Origin of the sequence: Clostridioides sp. ES-S-0005-03, from assembly GCF_020658455.1 — a bacterium.
Classification (GTDB): domain Bacteria; phylum Bacillota; class Clostridia; order Peptostreptococcales; family Peptostreptococcaceae; genus Clostridioides.
This window is the reverse complement of record NZ_JACVWI010000002.1, coordinates 685,615-703,755: the sequence shown is the minus strand read 5'-3', so window position 1 is coordinate 703,755 and position 18,141 is coordinate 685,615. Positions and strand designations below refer to the sequence as shown.

Here is an 18,141-nt window from a genome sequence, read left to right as displayed (position 1 = left end):
AGTGTCGTTTGTAAATATAAAAATGAAATTATTTAGTTTTCTTTGTAAAATAAAAATGGATAAAAGAAACTATATAGTGTATAATTATATATAGAAAAGCGAGGTGGTTATGTTGTCGATTTCATTTGGAGAAAAGATAAAAATAATACTGAAAAGAAAAAATATGACTATAGGTGAATTAGCAGAAAAAACAGGACAAACAAGACAAAATCTTTCAAATAAATTTTCAAGAGACAATTTTTCAGAAAAAGAAATTAGGGAATTTGCAAACGTGCTTGATTGTGAATTTGATTTTTATTTTACTACTAAAGATACAAATGAAAGGATATAGATTAATTACAACTTTAAGAGAATAGATATTTTATAGTTGTAAAATTATGTTATAATTTATAAGTAAGGAACTAAATATCTAAGAGTGGCAGTTTCCACATTATGCTCTAACCTACTTTCTAATGAAAGGAGGTGGGAAGTGTGGAAATAGTAGCAGTTTATTACATAGCAAAATTTTTACTTGATATATACAAAGTAAAAAGCCACTCAAAGTCGGAAGCTAAGAGTGGCTTTATATTTAATTTAACTATTAATAAACTAATAGTAAAAATTAAATATAAAAAGTACTAATTTTTTTCGGAAACTACACTCTCGACAATAGATTATAGTTCCTTATTTCTAAAGAGGTAAGGGAATTACAGTTCTCTTATCTCTTTTTGATACGATTTTACATCTTTATTATATCGCATTTTAACAAAAAATAAAACTGTGAATACTAGAAATATATTTTATTTTATCTCTAAATATAGATATTATTGCCCACCTAAAAAACTTTCACAAAACCAAAAAAGTATATGTTTTTGATAACTTACCAATATAACTTATAATTCATTTTACAAGTCTTATTTAATAAATATTTATGCCACTAAATTCCTTTAGTTTTACCAATTTAGTATTATTCTACAATTAAAACAATACAATGCAACTAGTTATTATTCAACAGATATGTTTGAAAATTGAATAAGTTTATAGATATGAATAATATTTTTTATATATAAAAATAAACTAAATAAGTAGAACATATGGTAAATTTTACCTGTAGTTTTTGTATTAAAAAGCTTCTATTATTAGTTTAAGTTAGACTGAATGAGGGAGCGACATTAAGATGGAAGAAGAAATGTTAATAGAAAGATTATTAAGAGCCGAACTAATAGTAATGGAATATTTATGGAAAAAAGATTCTAAAATTTCTAAAAAAGAAATTGTAAAAGATATAAAACAGATGTATGGATGGCATAAAAGTACAATAAAAACACTACTAAAAAGATTAGTTGACAAAGGTTATTTGGCTAGAGATATTATAAAATTTCAATCTCATTATAAAATAATAATAGATAACAAAGAATATTACGCTTTTAAGAAAAAAGTACTAAAATCTAGTAAAAGTAGAAAAATAATGCGTTCACTTACTACGACACATAAAACTGTAAGTAAAGAAAAGTTAGACTCATTAGAAGAGTATTACAGAAACTTAAAAGAATGATATGGTAAAAATTGGATGGATACATTTGGCTAAATTCTCTTGTTTGGGAAGCTTTATTGATGTAGAATTTACATATACATAAATCGGCAAAGGGGTGTAAACTATGAAAATTAGTAAATTACCAGAAGCAGAATTAAAAGTTATGAGATATATTTGGGAAGCTAACAAAGTATTAACTTCTAGAGATTTAGTTAATACGATGGAAGAAAAATATGGTTGGAATGAATCAACTACATTTACAGTTTTAAAAAGATTAGAGCGAAGGGAATTTTTAAGTACACAGAAAATAGGTAAACTTACACATTATAATATACTAGTAAAAGAGAAAAAATATTTAAGGTTTGAAACGAAAGAATTTTTGAAGAACATACATAAAAATTCAATTTCAAGTTTAATGTCAGCATTGCATAGTGAAGATGATGAAGTAGATGAAGATAAATTAATTGAACTTGAAGAACATTTTAAAAATTTAAAAGAGAAAGAATAAATAAAGATTATTTTAGGTGGCAAATTGTATTTTGCCACCATTTTGCCACCGTTTTAAAAACTTATACTTTTTTATAGTAAATTCGGTAGAGGGTAGTGCAGGAGAGTAGTTTCCTTTAGTGTAGCTATTTAAAAATTTTAAAAACTAGTGTAGGTTAGTCTAGCATAGTAGTTTTTACACTCTACACATGTGGAAACTGTAGCGTTGCTTTCCAAACTTGATTCAAAGAAGCATATTAGTGTGGAATTTCCAATGGATGATATGGACTTAACAAATGCATAGAGTAAAGCAACATATGAGCAAATCCAAAACTCTGTTTTTAAAAAGTATGGATTTAAGGTGTCTACACTTTATATTGCGCAAGTTAAGAGGAAGCATGGTTTAGAAGTTAGGGAGAATTACAATATATCAAGAAATGAAAATCAGAAAGTTCTGAAGTGCTCGGTTGAAAAAGAAGAAGCTATTTTGGTTGCTTTGAAGTATTTTAAAATGTTGAAATAAAAAGGGACTTTATTAAATAGCATTCTATATAATATATTAATCTTTTTTTGGGGAAATAAAATGAATAGAAAGTCAATAAATGAAAATGTAAAAAGAAGATTATATGCTGAATCAATGGGAAAGTGTATGAATCCAGATTGCCAAGAAAATTTATTTATAAAAGATAATGATATTATGGAAAAGGCTCATATTGCTCCCTACTTTGAAACAGAAGATAATTCGTACGAAAATTTAATTATTTTATGCCCTAATTGCCATAAGAAGTTTGACAAGATTAATTCATTAAGTGAAGAAACCGTAAAAAAGTGGAAAGAAAATAGAAGAAAGCAACTAGAGTCTTTTTTCTCTACTAAGTATGGTTCCTTTGAAGAACTTAAAAAGGTAGTTAGTCCTTTATTGAATGAAAACAAGTATATTTATGAGAATTATTTTTTAGGAGATAAAAAAGCATTATGGGATAAATTTGAACCTCAAGCATTATCAAGTAATGAAAAATTAAAGTTATTACTTGAAAATAATATGAACCTATTTCAAAACCATTCAGAGAAAGGGTATTCTAATTTAGAAGTGGTTCGTAAATTCATTACTCATATTAATGAATTTATATGTACTCGATTGGACGAAGAAAAAAATAGAGCAGTACTTTTTCCAGAAAAGATTAATTCAATATTTGGGATTGTACCTGTAAAAGAACATCTTATGCCGTCTACTGAGTCATTGGAAGGTTTTTTAAAAATTATGCAAAAACAGAATAGAATAGAGGAAATTTTATTAGGAATAGATGAACCATACATTTTATTGAAGGATGATGATAAAGTAGTTTTGACGGATACACCTAGGTTAAGACAATTATATTTTGATAACAAGTGTTTTATAAAAACAGGTGTTAGATTAGAAAGCTTAAATTTTGCTTTGAAATATCTGAAATCTAGAAACATTAATTTTATCTATAAAGATCCAACTATGCTAAGAGAAATTATTGTAAATGGTGTAAGTATATTTTTTGTTTATGAATATTGTTTGAGCAAGGTCTTTCTGACCAAAATGTCTCCTGAACCAAACTCTGTAATTGTAAATTTACATAATTGGAATGGGCAGTTCTGTATTTCACAAGAGGCCTATGATTTAGCGAATACATTTGGAGTTACTTTGCTTACAATTGAGGATTTTTACAGATATGTCAATAAAATCAAATAATAATATTATTATCAATATAATAATAGATAACATTATGTTGTTTGATGAATTTGATGAGGTTTATATTTTTGGATCTATTTTGAACCCGAGTAAATTTTCGAATGATATTGATCTTTTACTGTTATATTCAACTTTTTCATCTAATCTAGTGGAAAAGGAAATTCAAATAAGTGAATTTTTAGAGAAAATCAGTAGATACCATTTAGATATAACCGCGTTGAGTTTTGAAGAAGAAAAAGATATTAACTTTATAGATAGATTAAATTATAACTATATAATGGGAAAGTGAGCTTAGGTAATTATGATTAATTAGACTTACTGTTTTGATGAATAGGTTTGGACAATGATAAGCATGTGGAAAATGTGGTTTTGATACAAAGAAAAACTATGTAGAAAGCTTTAATTTTAGGCATTTCTTGAACCATTTTGTTTTTAAAAATGAAGATGATAAAATTGGTAATGAACAGTTGAAAAAATATATTAATGTTTCTGTGGTTATCGATATGGAGGGTTAAGATAGAATAAAATTAAAAGTTATGAGATACTGTGAAAACAGTATCTTTTTTTTATGTCTGGACGTTCAGAAATGAGCACCTATTTTGTGTAAACAATCAGGGGGAAAGTAGTTAGTATACAACAAAAAAATAAGAAACTTTTATCTTTATTAAAAAAAGAAATAAAATCATTCTATTTAATTGATATTTATATAATATGAAGAAATACAAATGAATTTTGGTATACTTGTGGGAAATGAAGAGGAATACTTAGAATTTTGTAGAATATTAAAATTAGAACTTATTATAGATATATAAAGTAAGTTTTGAAAAATATAATAATTTATTAAAATATTGTGAGATGAGAGAGGTTAATTTACTATGAAGGAAGCAACAGAAGCAAGGGAGTCAAATAAAGGAGATAATTTTCATTTCATTTGGTCTGCTAAAAAATCACTTCAATTGTTAGAACCTGGTACAGAGCTGGAAGCATTCTATGTAGAAGGAACAAGTATTGAAGATGATGAAAAGTCATTATTATCAATAGATGTTGCTGAGTATTTTGAAGGAAAAAATATGAAGATGCAAGTAGAGTGATTTTTTCTCAATTAAAATATAGTATTTCACATGGTGATTTACCTTGGATACTTTCGTCTTTATCAGTATCTACAAATTCAAGAAAAGCTAATTCAATTATTCAATGACTAGCACAGATATATAAAGATTTTAAAAAAAGTATCCTAAAGATATAGAAAAATTAAGGCTAAAATTAGTAATCAATAGAACTATAGAAGAGAACTTTAAAAAGCTTATAGATAATTGTGATGAAGAAATTGAAAATAATGATTGTAAAAATTATCTCAGTTTAAAGCATGCACTACCTAAAGAAAATCATGAGTATTTAAAGTCATTTTACAAAAAGTCAAAGTTGAGTACCATAGAATTTGTAGATTTTTTAAAATGTATTGATTTGATTGAATGTGGAAGTGACATAAGAGATATACATGAATCAGAGGTAATTAGTTCTTTGGTTAGATTGGGAGTGTTAAATTTGAAAAATAATTATGATAAGCTAATGCAATTTATAAAAAATAAATGTCTCCAGAGGAAAATGATACAGTGTCAATTGACAAAAATACTATGGCAAATTTCTTTAATACAATTTCAAATGGTTTGTTTCCTTATAATTCACAAGTAATAAAACCACAAAAACATATTAAGAGAAATATTAGTGATGATATTGTCAGAGAAATAATTATTAGTAGAAATCAATATATTTGTTTACATGCAACTGGCGGAATAGGTAAGGCTACAGTAGTGTATGATTTAGAAGTGAATTGCCAATTGGCTCATTAGTATTATTATATGATTGTCTTGGTGGTGGATTATATTCATACATACAAAAATGCTATAGTACAGTTAAGAAATGAATTAGCATTAAAATTATTACACGCCATTTCTTGTTAAAACTAATTTAGATGAAAGTGACTATTTAAGAAATTTTTTTATTATACTTAAACAAGCATCTAATTATGTAAAAGTAATTAATAAAGCAGCAGCTATATTATTAGTATTAGATGCGGTTGACAATAGTTATTCAGTATCATAAGTATTAGGAGATACTTGTTTTGCAGACAAACTCTTGAAAATTACTTTACAATAAAATATTTCAATTTTAGTTATATCAAGAACAGAACGATTAGAAAATTTTGAATTACCTTATGGAACAACTATGATTAAGTTAGAAGGATTTAATAAGGAAGAGCAACGTAATTACATTGATATGTTTTATGAAAATGTATCAGGTTCTAAATGTGAAGAAGTAAAAAAACTTACCAGTAAAAATACAAAGGTTCAATACTATGTTTTTTCTAAGATATCTTATACTATTGAGGAAGTGTTGCAATATCTCAACCCAAATGGAAAAGACTTGAATGGGATATTCAAAAAATCAATAAAAAAGATAGATACTAGAATAACTTCAGAGATAATATATTTTGAAGAGTTGTGTAGATCATTAGTTGAATTGCAAAGACCAATTCCAGTTGATATTATTACAAGTTCTACTGATTATAATATTGAAAAATTGGAAAGTGCATGCTTTGAATATTTGATTAGTATTTATTTAGGAAATGGGATTATAACCTTTAGAGATAAAGACTTTGAAAATTATTTAAAAACAACAATTAAAAATAGTGAGTTAGCAATAACAAAAATTGCTGGAACTCTTTATAATAAGTGATTTGATTATGATTATTCTATTAAATATTTTCATATTTTTCTAGAGAAGACTCAAAAACTAAATGAAATTTTGGATTCAATTTATACTATAAACAATATTAATATTTCATTAATCGAAGATGAAAAAACGAAATTATATCAAAATGAATTAAAAGTGCTTTCTCAATTGATGATATTTATAATAATAATTATAAGTTAGATGCACATAAACTTTTGTATTTATTAACTAAATGTAGAGCTACTGATGCTGGAGTGAAAAAAATTATATTAGATAATATTGAACTAGCTAAAAATTAGGATTTGAAAGTATCATATCCAGATATATTTCGAGAAAATCAAAGTTTAGTTCATTAAATGAATTAACATTACAAATATATTCAAATTCATTAATTAAATATACTGAGCGAACAGATTAATTTTTGCTACATCTTCTGTAACAATAAAATAATATTCAAAAGAAGAAAAGAATAATAGAAACTTTTAACATATAGTTGATAGACTACATGTATCACGATTAGGCATATACATGGCAATGGATATGATTAGTGAATTGGATGCATGATTAGAGTCCATATCCTATTTAAGAATTTTGATATCACTTATAGTTTACTTTTGCAAGGAGATATAGAGAAAGTTAAATCTATAATTAGCCTCTATGATGATATAGATATGTTTGCAGGATGTGCAATTGCATTTGAAGAATTAAATTATTCTATAAACAATGAAATTTGGATTTTAGGCGAAAATCTTACTAATTATATAGAAAAAAAGAAAAAATACATGTAATGGACTTAAAATATAGGATTAGTATAGCAGAATTATTATTAAAAAGAGGGAAAATTAAGGAATCAGAAAATATAGATTATAATACCGAAATAAGAATGGATTTTTCATATATATCATTTTATGAAATGAATGGTGAATTGCCAAAGGAATATACATTTAGATTGTATGCATTAAAGAAGTTCTTAAAATGTGAAAAATATGCCTTTAAGACAAGTTATAGAGTTGGGGGTTCCAATAGCAAAATAATTACTATAGTAGGAGGAAAAAGAGTGATTCAGAAGATACCAGAATATAAATTACTTGTTGAAACAGACGCACCATTTATTAGAGCTATAAATCATTGTCATGAAATATATGAAAATTTGAATCAAACAATAATAGGTATTTCAAACTTAAAAAATCACAATTTATCTAGAGTTATTTAGGAGAATTCAAGATATGTTCTTGGAGAATTATGGTGATACTTAATATTAATTAAAATGTAAAGAAATCTAGTTGAGAAAATGCATTATAAGCAGATTTGTAGTAAGCAGTAATATATATGTAGTAAGGGGGACTAAATGGATAATATACTAATTATTTTTATATGTACTATAGTTATATATTTACTTTTTATTTTGATAGATAAAAAAATGAAGAGAATAAGGTTTAGATTTAGAGAAAGAGAATTTGAAATCAAATATCCTACAATGAGTAGTCTAATAACTTTTCTCATTAAATATATAGCGATGATTTTACTGTTCATATTTACTGTTCTTCAAGAAAAAACGCAGTTTATGCGAATTCCTTTAAATTGCGATCCAATAGTTTTAACTGTAGCTATTTATACTATGTATGGAATATTTATTTCATTTATACAATTCTTAATTAGTTATTCATCAGCGAATAATCGGGATCTTTATTGGGGAAAAAGTAAAACAAAATTAATTATTATGGACAGCATTGAATATAGGATGTTCAATTCGGAATTATTTAGGATGTTACTCTTATATTTATCTGTTTATTCAATTTTAAATTTCAAGAAAATATTTTTACTGAGTAAATATAATGGTTATGCTGAGTCACTTTTTTATGTTTCTATAACAATCATTATAATGGAATTTATTGTTTTATTTATAAAGGGATTAATGATTAGTAATGTGCTATTTTATGTTCAAGAGGATAGAGATAGGATAAATAGGCAAATTAAAATAACTATTTTAAAAGAGTATCAGTTTGTATTTAACGAAACAATAAAATCAAAGAATCTTGATTTTATAGAAATATTATTTGTGGATTTATCAAATATAGAAAAATCACAAAGGGAAGAAATGGTATATTCAGTATTATGCCATGTATATTCATGGTATCAATGGGTTGGGGAAAGCAAAGATAAAAAGATTTTGCTTCCATTAAAGAAAATTTTCAAAAGGGTAGAGAAGGAAAACTCATATTATAAATTAGTAAGTTTACGATTAATAAATTCGAATTTTTGGAATCAGTATGAGAAAAGTGAGCTTAAGCTACAATTTGAAGAGTTACTAAAAATATATATAAAACAAGAAGATTTTATGTTCAATTTCATAAAAAAAGAATCTGGTGATGATAAAGAGAAATTTTCATCCATGTTTGAGAGAGTTTATAAAACTGACAATACATTATTAGGTGAAATTAATTTTTTAGATCTTCCTACAGCAATTTGGAAAGCCATTTTTTCTCAAGAAGATATTATTTCATTATGCAACTCAGTTCGTAACCTTCAAATGATGAAGATGCTAGATCATTTGTTCAAAAGTAGTGATTATTATTGTACAGAATTATTGCGAGAAAAAATAATTGAACAATATTGTAAGTTTATAATAAAAGTTTTCAATAAGAAAAAAGAAATAATCTTGCAAATGGATAGTAGAAAAATCGCGGATACATTAGATATTAAAATTTGCAAACAAGAAAAGAGGAATTTTAATCAAATACAGGGAGAGGATACATGTAGGACTTATATAAATTTTAGAGAAGAATTAAAAAGATTACTCAAGTATAAACTGTTACATTACTTTATTGAGTTGGAGAATAATGAACTTAACCGAAGTTTTATAAATAAATTAGGTGAGTTCATGGAAGAAAAATATATTATGTTTTTTATTACTTATCGTATTCTATATACAGGATCAGATTATTCAAAATGGAGGGAAGAAATAGTCTTTTTTAAAAACCTAATTTCATCTAGACATTATGAAGATAACATTCTTGGAAAACAGAATGTGGATTTTGTTGCTGAAGCCATAGCAAATGTCAATATAGGTCATAAAATTTCTTATGATTTAATTAATTGGATTTTTCACAATATAAATTCTCCAATAAATGAGAATATAGTAAAGGCATGTTCTGAAAGAAGATATTTGAGTTTAGCGACTTTTATATCATTTAAATATATTTTTAAAGATGGATGTTTTTATTATAGAATATTAGAAGATATAAACTTTCTAAATGATGAAATAAGGATTCAATTTATTAATGAAATCTCAAAAATAAGAGGTGTAATGAAAGAAGAGTACTTTATTAAGGTATTATACGATATCTTTGATTGTCAAAAATATAAAATAGGAATTGATAAATTGATATTAAATAGTAATTTTGAAATGCTCATGATTGTAAATGATTTCATAAATATAAAAAACATGATGGAATATATTAGTAAACATGAATGGAGAGGAAATGATGGAGTATTAAAATTTTTGCTTATCAAATTTAGTGAATTTAATTACCAAGAGCTATTATCATCACTTGATTTTGAAGTACAACATAACATTGCTCAGCAGTTTGAAAGAATCTTATCTCAATCACTTAAAACAGTAGATAAGTATGTCGACGATTTATGTATTCGAGCGTCTTATCTTGGTAATGAAGTTCCTCAACATAGAAAGGATAAAGCTATCAATATACTAAGTAAACTGATTTTAGGATAAATTTAATTTTTATTGAATTTATCTTTAAATTATATTTGAAATTCTGAAATCTGAATATCTGAGAAGTGTTTGTTACTTCAAAAATGTCATAGAGTGAAAAGGATAGCGTTTCAAATCGATAAATAGAAATGTAAAAATAATTCTAGATATAAACTGAGGGAATCTATGGAACTTATAATATTAATAGTTCCATTTTAACATCTTTTATATCTATGCTTATGAAAGGTAGATTTGTGCAATTCAAAGACAAAAAGAAAGTGGAAAGAAGAGAGATATTAATTGACATAGTTAAATTTATTATTGTTTACGCAGTAATTATATCAGATAATGTTATTTTAGGGATTAGAAAGTTAAATTTTACCATAATATCAGTGGATATTATAATGCTTATTGTCTTCTTGATTGTGTTATTGCAAAAAAATACAACTATGCAGAATGAAAAGCAATTTCAGTAATAGTTTTCTTTATTCTGCTTCTAATAATAATGTCAGTCACAATATTTAAAATATTAATTGGAAAATATGATGCCTCTAATAACACAATGGTAATTTTATTTATAAAGGCAGTATCATGCTTGTTTGTTTCTATATGGTGTGCGATTTCTTCAGAATTAGGTGAAAAAAGTAAATTCACATCAAAGATAAATAATTTCTGGTTACATATAATTGACTCCTTTAGAACAAGAAATATAAGTAAAATTGATTTTTATATGTTTGCTTTTCTTAGTTTATTTATATTTGCGAGGGATAGAGATAATTCATGTATTCCCTTATGTTTATTTGGGATACATGAAATTTTAAATAGAAAGTATTTGAAGGGTTTTTTATACATAGTAGAAGGAAATATTATACTTATTCTTAGTCCATATGTGATTGGTCAAATATTGTTTTGAGAGATACATTAATAGCTTTAATCGATTTATTCTGTAAACGTAATAATTTCTATAAATAGTCGCTTAAAGATTATGATAAGTACAGTTATAATTAATGTAGTTTTAAAAATCTATTTAATGATACACGAAGTATGAGGTTAGAATGTCTTGTGTTTGTTGTTTTTTTGATAATAAAAATCAGAGAAAATTAAAAAAACTGTTTTGTAGTCTCATCATTTGAACAAAAACTCCAGCTTTATAAGTCACAGTATATAGATGAATTTAAGAAGATGGATTACATTTGAAAATGCTCATGTGATTTCTCAATAAAAAATATAAATAACCAGATATTTTATTTTCCAAAATATAATTGGGTATATAAAAAGGATGTATGATTTTTCTAATTCTATCAATATAACTATAAATCAAGTATTACCTTGATTAATAAGAAATGAATCAAAAATTAAATATGATAATTAAAATTTTATATTTTAAAAAGGATGACTAATAAAATTTTAGGAGACAGCATACTGTTTCTGATACTGACTTTTTCAGTAGAAAATAAAGACAATATTTGCAAAGAATGTTTACTATCACAACCATAGTACTGATTATTTTGAAAGGTAGGAATATTTAGGAGTTGTGTATCAATTAACTAAATCTACAGATATATTTCAGGAGCATGTGAGATATTCACAGCAGGATTTTAATTATTGTTTTTTGTCCTAGAAAAAAAAGAAAACAAGTATAACGAAAATTTATTATATTGTTTCCATACAGTATGCATTGGGGAGTGTAATAGAGGTAAAGAACTTTTGGATGTTATTCAAAGACTAGATGATTTTGGATGAAAATTAAAAGAACAAAATATAATCTATAATATGAATGATTATATTTTTCTAAAACATAGAATTGAATCTAACCTTGAGTATATGAAACAGATAGTGTAGGTTCAAAGTGTTATTATCAGTTTCCACATGGTTATATTGGGTTTTATTAATCTATCATTTGGTTAAAACTGTGATAAAAATTGTTTACACTCCAATTAATAATGGTATTATAAAATGGAGTGAACTGAGATGAAATCAATTAAAGATAGTAAAGAAAAGAGTATTGCATGTAAAATAGAGATTTTAGAAAATATATAATAGAAAAGGAAAGATATTTTTGATGCTTGATATTAGCACTCCTGATTTAGCCTATAAATGCTTACAAGAAATTTTAGGTATTTAAGGTGAAGGTATTGACTTGAGTAAATTGAAACAGTCAAACCTATTTGTGAGATTCGGGAGGGCAAAGAAACTTAACGATTTTAATGTCAATAGATACTTTTTTGTTTCAAACTATATTATATAGCATTGGAAGAGAGGAGAATCAACAGAAATAAGAGTATTGTAAATGTTTATGGAAAATTTATCATAGCTAATGTCTATGATGAGAAATGCAGAAATTATATAGTATCATTCAGAGTCTAACTAGATTTGGCTGGCATCGAATGTACAGATGTTCTAAGTAATAAACGACAGAAGGTGGTTTATTGGTTTAATATAGTATAAATGCTATGTTACACTATTTAAAAGCAGGTAATTACAATAAGGTTTTTATAACCCAATTACTATTAAAAGAAGCTATAATGTGTTGTATATAGAAATTGTAAAATTTAGAAAACTTAAAATTAATTATCTAAAGGTTACGATAATGGGTAGTTAGAAAATAATGCAACGAATTACAGATAAAATATTTTTATTATTTTTAGTTTTTAAATGAATTTTTATTGGGATTGTAGAGCGGAAGGCGAGTTGCGAATTGCTATAAATTTGATGGTGGAAGGCAGATTTAAATTCACAAAATGCAGGCAGAAGAGCCTAAAAAATTACATTCATAGGTGGTTCTTTATGAAATACACTGGAGTTCCAAATTCAACAAGTATATTTTGGTATCCTTAAAATATGTAGAAACTGTAGCTAAGATAATCAAGCATAGTAACATTTGTAGGAAGTATATATCAATAATATATTGTATTGCCACCGAATTGCCAAAACAATGTAATTTTGGTGGCAATTTTAGTAAAAATTATAAAACATTATACAAATGAAAAGGGTGGTAATCAAATCTTATCACCCCTTCATGCATCTGAAATTATTTAATCTTAAAACCAACTAAAATTTCCTTTGTTGTTTCTCTTTGTATAATATAGAGCATAATCAGATTGTTTATATAAAGATTGAAACGTATCTAAGTTGCTTTCTAGTCTTGATATGCCTATAGAGCAAGAATTGATATCAGAACATAACTTTGCAACTTTTTTTGCTTTATTTTCAACATCTTCCTTAGACTGATTGATATATTCAAATACAGCAAATTCATCTCCTCCAAGTCTTCCAATAATAGCATTATTGGTAAACACTTTAGTCAAAACATTAGCAAATTGTATTAATATTTCATCTCCTCTAATATGACCAAATATATCATTTATTTGCTTAAAATTATCTAAATCAAAAATATAAAAATACCCACATGAAGTAGTTTCTAGCATTTCTTTTATATGTACTTCAAAAAAATGACGATTATATAATCCAGTCATAAGGTCTTTTTCTGATTTCAACTTAAATTCATTAGCCATAGCTAGAGCTTCTTTTGCTTTTTCAGTTATTGTTTTAGGATAGTATTCATCTTTTACCTGATCAAAGTTTGGAATAGAATGGTGTATATGGAGCAGTGTGATTTTACCATCTATAACTTTATATACCATAGTAAATCGAGTATCCATTTCTACATAGATGTCTCTTTCTAAGTACTCTTCTTCTATTACCCATAGAGTTCCATATACTATAAAAGTTTCATTTGTAACTTTAGTACATGAGTACCACTCATCTATAATTTTAAAATTTATTTCTTCTGATTCTATTTGGTCTTTTTCAAGATTTATAATGAAGTTCTCTAATGATGTATAGAATTCATGTTTTCCTGTTCCAAACAATGTAAAATTATCATCTAATAAAGACATGATAAATTGTAAGCCATCCTCGTCTGGATTTAAAATATAAATGTGCCAGATTTTCTTTGATAAATCACATAATTGTTCTTGTATTGTATTATTTTCCATAGAGTAACCCCTTAAGATTTGTAGTTTATAATTCTTTTAGTTAGTACTATTTATTTGGATGCTTGTGACAATATTATAATATAGAATTAAAAAAATTGCATCTGATTTGTACAATAGTGTACTTTATAAGAAGAAGCATAGGGTAATCATCTCTAATGTAAATAATGTATTTTTAAATTTTGATTAAAGCAATTAATGAAATTTAATTTCAATTGTAAAGAAATAAAATAAATTTAAATATATGAGTATCTTAAATTATACTTGAATATAAAAAAATTTTATGGTAAAATATCAGCAATAATATTAGTAAAGGAGTGTCTTGCTTGATGTCGGAGTTATATATAATGGTAACCAACAAGTAAATAGTTGGAGACGCATAGGTATTCTGTTTAATCAGAATTTTTAAGTGTATTTTTGATACATTTAATTGTTGTGTCTTGTTCTGCCTTTATAGATAACTAACATATGACAACAAATAATAATATTATTATATATTACTTTGTTAAATTGTGGTGTAGTGGGCTTTAATCTGCTACACCTTTATTAATTTTCCATAGTGTTATTTTAAATATAATTATGTTGAAATAGAAAAGATTAAATTTTCTAGTCCACAGGAGTTTTCTGTTTTTGTGTAGGTAAATAATACCACATAAAAAGGCAGATATGAATACCTGTGGACTTTTTTTGTAGAAAATACAAGATATGGAGGCAATAAAAATGAGTATTATTGAACTTAATGAACTGACTAAATCTTATAGGAGGTTTGAGAAAGAACCAGGATTTATGGGAAGTATAAAATCTTTATTTAATAGAAAATATACAGAAAAAACAGCTATATCATCCCTTAATTTAAAAATAGAGGAAGGAGAATTTGTTGGATTAATAGGTAAAAATGGAGCTGGAAAAACAACTCTTGTCAAGATGATGACTGGAATTATTGCTCCATCTTCTGGAAAAATCTCTGTCATGGGTTATTATCCAAATAAGTTAGAAAATAACTTTAAAAAACAATATGCTGTTGTTATGGGGCAAAAAAGTCAGCTATTTTTTGAATTGACGCCAGCAGATACATTTCTTTTATTTAAAGAGTTATATGATATATCTGATGAAGAGTATAAAAAGAATTTGGATTATTTTATAGAGTTGTTTGAAGTATCTGATTATCTAAATGTTCAAGTTAGAACACTTTCTTTAGGAGAAAGAATGAAAATGGAGCTTATTGTAGCACTTCTTCATAATCCTAAAATTTTATTTTTAGATGAACCAACAATAGGTCTAGATGCAGTGGCACAAAAACAAATTAGGTATTTTCTGAAAGAAGTAAATAAGAAAAAAGGTACTACAATAATGCTTACCTCTCATTATATGGAGGATATAAAGAGCCTTTGTAGTCGAAGTATTGTCATAGAAAATAGTCATAAAATATATGATGGCTCTACAGATGAATTATTTAATCATTTTCAAAAATATAAGAAAATAACAGTTAGCTTCACTGATGAAACTAAAATTTTATTTCCAAAAGACTATAAGATTATTGAGCAAACAAAACATAAAACATCAGTAATTGTACCAAAAGAAAAAGGTAATGAAACTGTTAAATGGATTTTTGATAAGTATGATGTTGAGGATGTAACAATTGAAGAAGAAGATATAGGGAATGTTGTAGAACGAATATACAAAGAAGGATGTGAAGAGTATTATGAACAACTATAATGAAGCATATTCAAGACAATCATTGTTTTATAGATTTAAACAAAATATAAGAAAGTACTATGAAATAGCTAAAATTAATTTCAAAGTACAACTTATTTGGAGGTTTGATGTAGTAGTTAACATGATGTTTACTATTATAAAAATTTTATTTGCTTATATTTTGTGGAAGGCAATTTTTGGTGAAAATGACATAGTTTCTGGCTTTACATTTAATTCAATGTTGTCTTATTATATAATAAGTTCATTTTTATCAGGTATTGATATGTCAAGAAGTACAAGTGAGGAGATATGCAATCGTGTAAAGTTGGGTACATTTTCAAAATACATGATTATTCCGATTGGTGCACAAAATTATTTTTTTGCTAAAAATTTTGGAATGACCTTTTTTTACTTAGTATTTAATATGATTTCTGCTTTTGTATGGATTTTTATATTTAAAATAGATTTTGCTTTTACATCAAATCCAATACAAATTTTAATTTCAATTTTGATGATTTTCTTAGGGCTTATTTTTATGATGCAGCTTCATTTCTTTATTGGAATTTTATCATTTAAATTTCTAGAGATTGGTTTTTTTAGAATGATAATCGATAATATAACTGAATTTGTTACAGGAACAATGATACCGCTTGTTCTTTTGCCAGAAGTTGTAGTAAATGTTATGAAATTGTTTCCATTTTATTACACAACCTATTTACCATCTATGTTATTAATAGGTAGAAATAGTAATGATGCAGTACAAGGACTGATTATTATAGCATTATGGGTTTTATTCTTCTTTATAGTAAATAAAATTGTCTATAAGAAGATGAGAACACTATTTGATGGGGTGGGGATATAATGAAAAAAAAATTTAAAATAATATTTATGTTACTAAAAATGAAATTATCGAAAATGATGGTGTTTAGATTTGATTTTTTTGGAGCATTTTTTGTAGATAGTTCATTATTTATATTACAATTGTTAATGTTTAATGGCATTTACTCTCATGTAGATTCAATAGGAGGTTGGCAGCGTGGAGAGATGATAATATTTATAGGAACTTTTTCATTAATAAATGCTATAAATATGACCATTTTCTGTTTTGGAATTTATGATATTCCACGCAAAATTCAAGAAGGAGAATTAGATTATTATATTACAAAGCCAATAGACCCATTGTTTAGATTGACATTTGAGAATGTTAATATCGGTTCATCACCTTTAATTTTGGCAAGTATACTTATAGTTGTATATGGAGTATCTGGATTAAATTCAGAAATAACTTTTGCTATGGTACTGGCATATACATGTATGGTGTTATTGATGACATTGCTTTTTTATGATGTGTGTATTATATTTCGGACAATTCCATTTTTTGTTATATCATCCTCTGCTATAATGAGATTGGAAGATAATTTACTACCAATGAATATGAAAATTCCAGGTATAATTTATGAAGGTATTTTTAAGCTACTATTTTATTTGATTTTACCATATGGAATTATGTCAACAATCCCAACTCAAATTTTGTCTGGGACATTAACAATAAAAGGATTAATCTACTCAATTAGTATTGTATTTGTATTTACAGTATTTATGTGGAGGTTTTGGAAATTAGGACTGAAACATTATAAAAGTGCAAGTAGTTAATAAATTTTCAGTTTAGAGGTGACAAGGAATGAAAAATATAGCAAATATTATTACTATACTTAGAATCATTTTATCAATAGCTTTGCTCAAAATAGATATGTTTTCTTCTTTATTTTTTACAGTCTATATTATGTGTGGAGTAAGTGATTTTCTTGATGGATATATAGCTAGAAAAATGAATATAGAAAGTAAGCTTGGCTCAAGGCTTGATAGTATGGCTGATATATGTTTAGTAATATCAATGTTTATTATTATGCTTCCAGTGATAAATATTTCAAAATATATAGTATTATGGATATTAATAATTGTCCTTGTTCGAATTACATCAATAATTATAGTGATTCGTAAATACAACACATTTGCTATATTACATACATATGGAAATAAATTATCTGGTTTTATGTTATTCTGTTTACCTTTAGTTTATAATATTATGAATACAAATTTACTTGCAAGTATAGTTTGTGTTGTAGCAAGTATCTCAGCCACTGAAGAAGTAATAATACATATATTATCTAAAGAGTTAAAAATAGATATTAGTAGTATTATAGAAGTACTTATTTCATAAACCTGTTTCATATGATACTAGACAATAGAAACTAAAATTTATGTAAGTATTGATTAAAAGATGAAA

At 25.7% G+C, this 18,141-nt stretch carries 17 protein-coding genes; 16 read left to right on the top strand and 1 reads right to left on the bottom strand.

Annotated features, from left to right (window positions below):
• The first annotated feature begins 109 nt into the window (after positions 1–109).
• The 12 genes from IC218_RS12235 (at position 110) to IC218_RS12180 (ending at position 10,185) form a co-directional block, all read left to right on the top strand.
• Entirely contained in the window at positions 110–331 is a 222-nt protein-coding gene (locus IC218_RS12235; protein ID WP_227824532.1) for a helix-turn-helix domain-containing protein, read from the top strand.
• A gap of 140 nt (positions 332–471) precedes the next feature.
• Positions 472–621 carry a hypothetical protein gene (locus tag IC218_RS12230; RefSeq protein ID WP_193600867.1) on the top strand — a complete coding sequence of 50 codons (150 nt, stop codon included), beginning with the start codon at positions 472–474 and terminating at the stop codon, positions 619–621.
• Between the two features lie 535 nt (positions 622–1,156).
• Positions 1,157–1,534, top strand: a complete 378-nt coding sequence (locus IC218_RS12225; RefSeq protein ID WP_227824531.1) for a BlaI/MecI/CopY family transcriptional regulator — start codon at positions 1,157–1,159, stop codon at positions 1,532–1,534.
• Between the two features lie 103 nt (positions 1,535–1,637).
• Entirely contained in the window at positions 1,638–2,021 is a 384-nt protein-coding gene (locus tag IC218_RS12220) for a BlaI/MecI/CopY family transcriptional regulator (RefSeq protein WP_227824530.1), read from the top strand.
• A gap of 561 nt (positions 2,022–2,582) precedes the next feature.
• Complete coding sequence (locus IC218_RS12215) at positions 2,583–3,719, top strand: HNH endonuclease signature motif containing protein (RefSeq protein WP_227824529.1); 1,137 nt, start codon at positions 2,583–2,585, stop codon at positions 3,717–3,719.
• Positions 3,700–4,008: a nucleotidyltransferase domain-containing protein gene (locus IC218_RS12210; RefSeq protein WP_227824528.1), complete on the top strand. Its 309-nt coding sequence runs from the start codon at positions 3,700–3,702 to the stop codon at positions 4,006–4,008. Before IC218_RS12215 ends, IC218_RS12210 begins: the two co-directional genes overlap by 20 nt.
• A gap of 586 nt (positions 4,009–4,594) precedes the next feature.
• Positions 4,595–4,810 (top strand): hypothetical protein, encoded by a 216-nt coding sequence (locus IC218_RS12205; protein WP_227824527.1) that lies wholly within the window; start codon positions 4,595–4,597, stop codon positions 4,808–4,810.
• A gap of 522 nt (positions 4,811–5,332) precedes the next feature.
• Complete coding sequence (locus IC218_RS12200; protein WP_227824526.1) at positions 5,333–5,569, top strand: hypothetical protein; 237 nt, start codon at positions 5,333–5,335, stop codon at positions 5,567–5,569.
• Positions 5,570–5,945: 376 nt separating this feature from the next.
• Entirely contained in the window at positions 5,946–6,455 is a 510-nt protein-coding gene (locus IC218_RS12195; RefSeq protein WP_227824525.1) for a hypothetical protein, read from the top strand.
• A gap of 557 nt (positions 6,456–7,012) precedes the next feature.
• Positions 7,013–7,240 carry a hypothetical protein gene (locus tag IC218_RS12190; protein ID WP_227824524.1) on the top strand — a complete coding sequence of 76 codons (228 nt, stop codon included), beginning with the start codon at positions 7,013–7,015 and terminating at the stop codon, positions 7,238–7,240.
• Complete coding sequence (locus IC218_RS12185) at positions 7,240–7,665, top strand: hypothetical protein (protein ID WP_227824523.1); 426 nt, start codon at positions 7,240–7,242, stop codon at positions 7,663–7,665. The genes IC218_RS12190 and IC218_RS12185 overlap by 1 nt, the downstream gene beginning before the upstream one ends.
• A gap of 135 nt (positions 7,666–7,800) precedes the next feature.
• A complete protein-coding gene (locus IC218_RS12180; RefSeq protein ID WP_227824522.1) occupies positions 7,801–10,185 on the top strand; it encodes a hypothetical protein in 2,385 nt (794 codons plus the stop codon).
• A gap of 3,020 nt (positions 10,186–13,205) precedes the next feature.
• Here IC218_RS12180 and IC218_RS12175 read toward each other — a convergent pair.
• A complete protein-coding gene (locus tag IC218_RS12175) occupies positions 13,206–14,162 on the bottom strand; it encodes a diguanylate cyclase domain-containing protein (RefSeq protein WP_227824521.1) in 957 nt (318 codons plus the stop codon).
• A 717-nt stretch (positions 14,163–14,879) separates the two neighbouring features.
• Here IC218_RS12175 and IC218_RS12170 point away from each other — a divergent pair.
• From IC218_RS12170 to IC218_RS12155, 4 genes are read left to right on the top strand one after another with little or no spacing between them, the layout of a single operon-like run.
• Positions 14,880–15,875: an ATP-binding cassette domain-containing protein gene (locus IC218_RS12170; protein ID WP_227481814.1), complete on the top strand. Its 996-nt coding sequence runs from the start codon at positions 14,880–14,882 to the stop codon at positions 15,873–15,875.
• Complete coding sequence (locus IC218_RS12165) at positions 15,862–16,716, top strand: ABC transporter permease (RefSeq protein ID WP_227435633.1); 855 nt, start codon at positions 15,862–15,864, stop codon at positions 16,714–16,716. Before IC218_RS12170 ends, IC218_RS12165 begins: the two co-directional genes overlap by 14 nt.
• Positions 16,716–17,507 carry an ABC transporter permease gene (locus IC218_RS12160; protein ID WP_227481816.1) on the top strand — a complete coding sequence of 264 codons (792 nt, stop codon included), beginning with the start codon at positions 16,716–16,718 and terminating at the stop codon, positions 17,505–17,507. Before IC218_RS12165 ends, IC218_RS12160 begins: the two co-directional genes overlap by 1 nt.
• Before the next feature lie 28 nt (positions 17,508–17,535).
• The gene (locus tag IC218_RS12155; protein WP_227435638.1) at positions 17,536–18,075 is read left to right on the top strand and encodes a CDP-alcohol phosphatidyltransferase family protein; all 540 of its coding nucleotides are present in this window, start codon (positions 17,536–17,538) and stop codon (positions 18,073–18,075) included.
• Positions 18,076–18,141 lie beyond the last annotated feature (66 nt).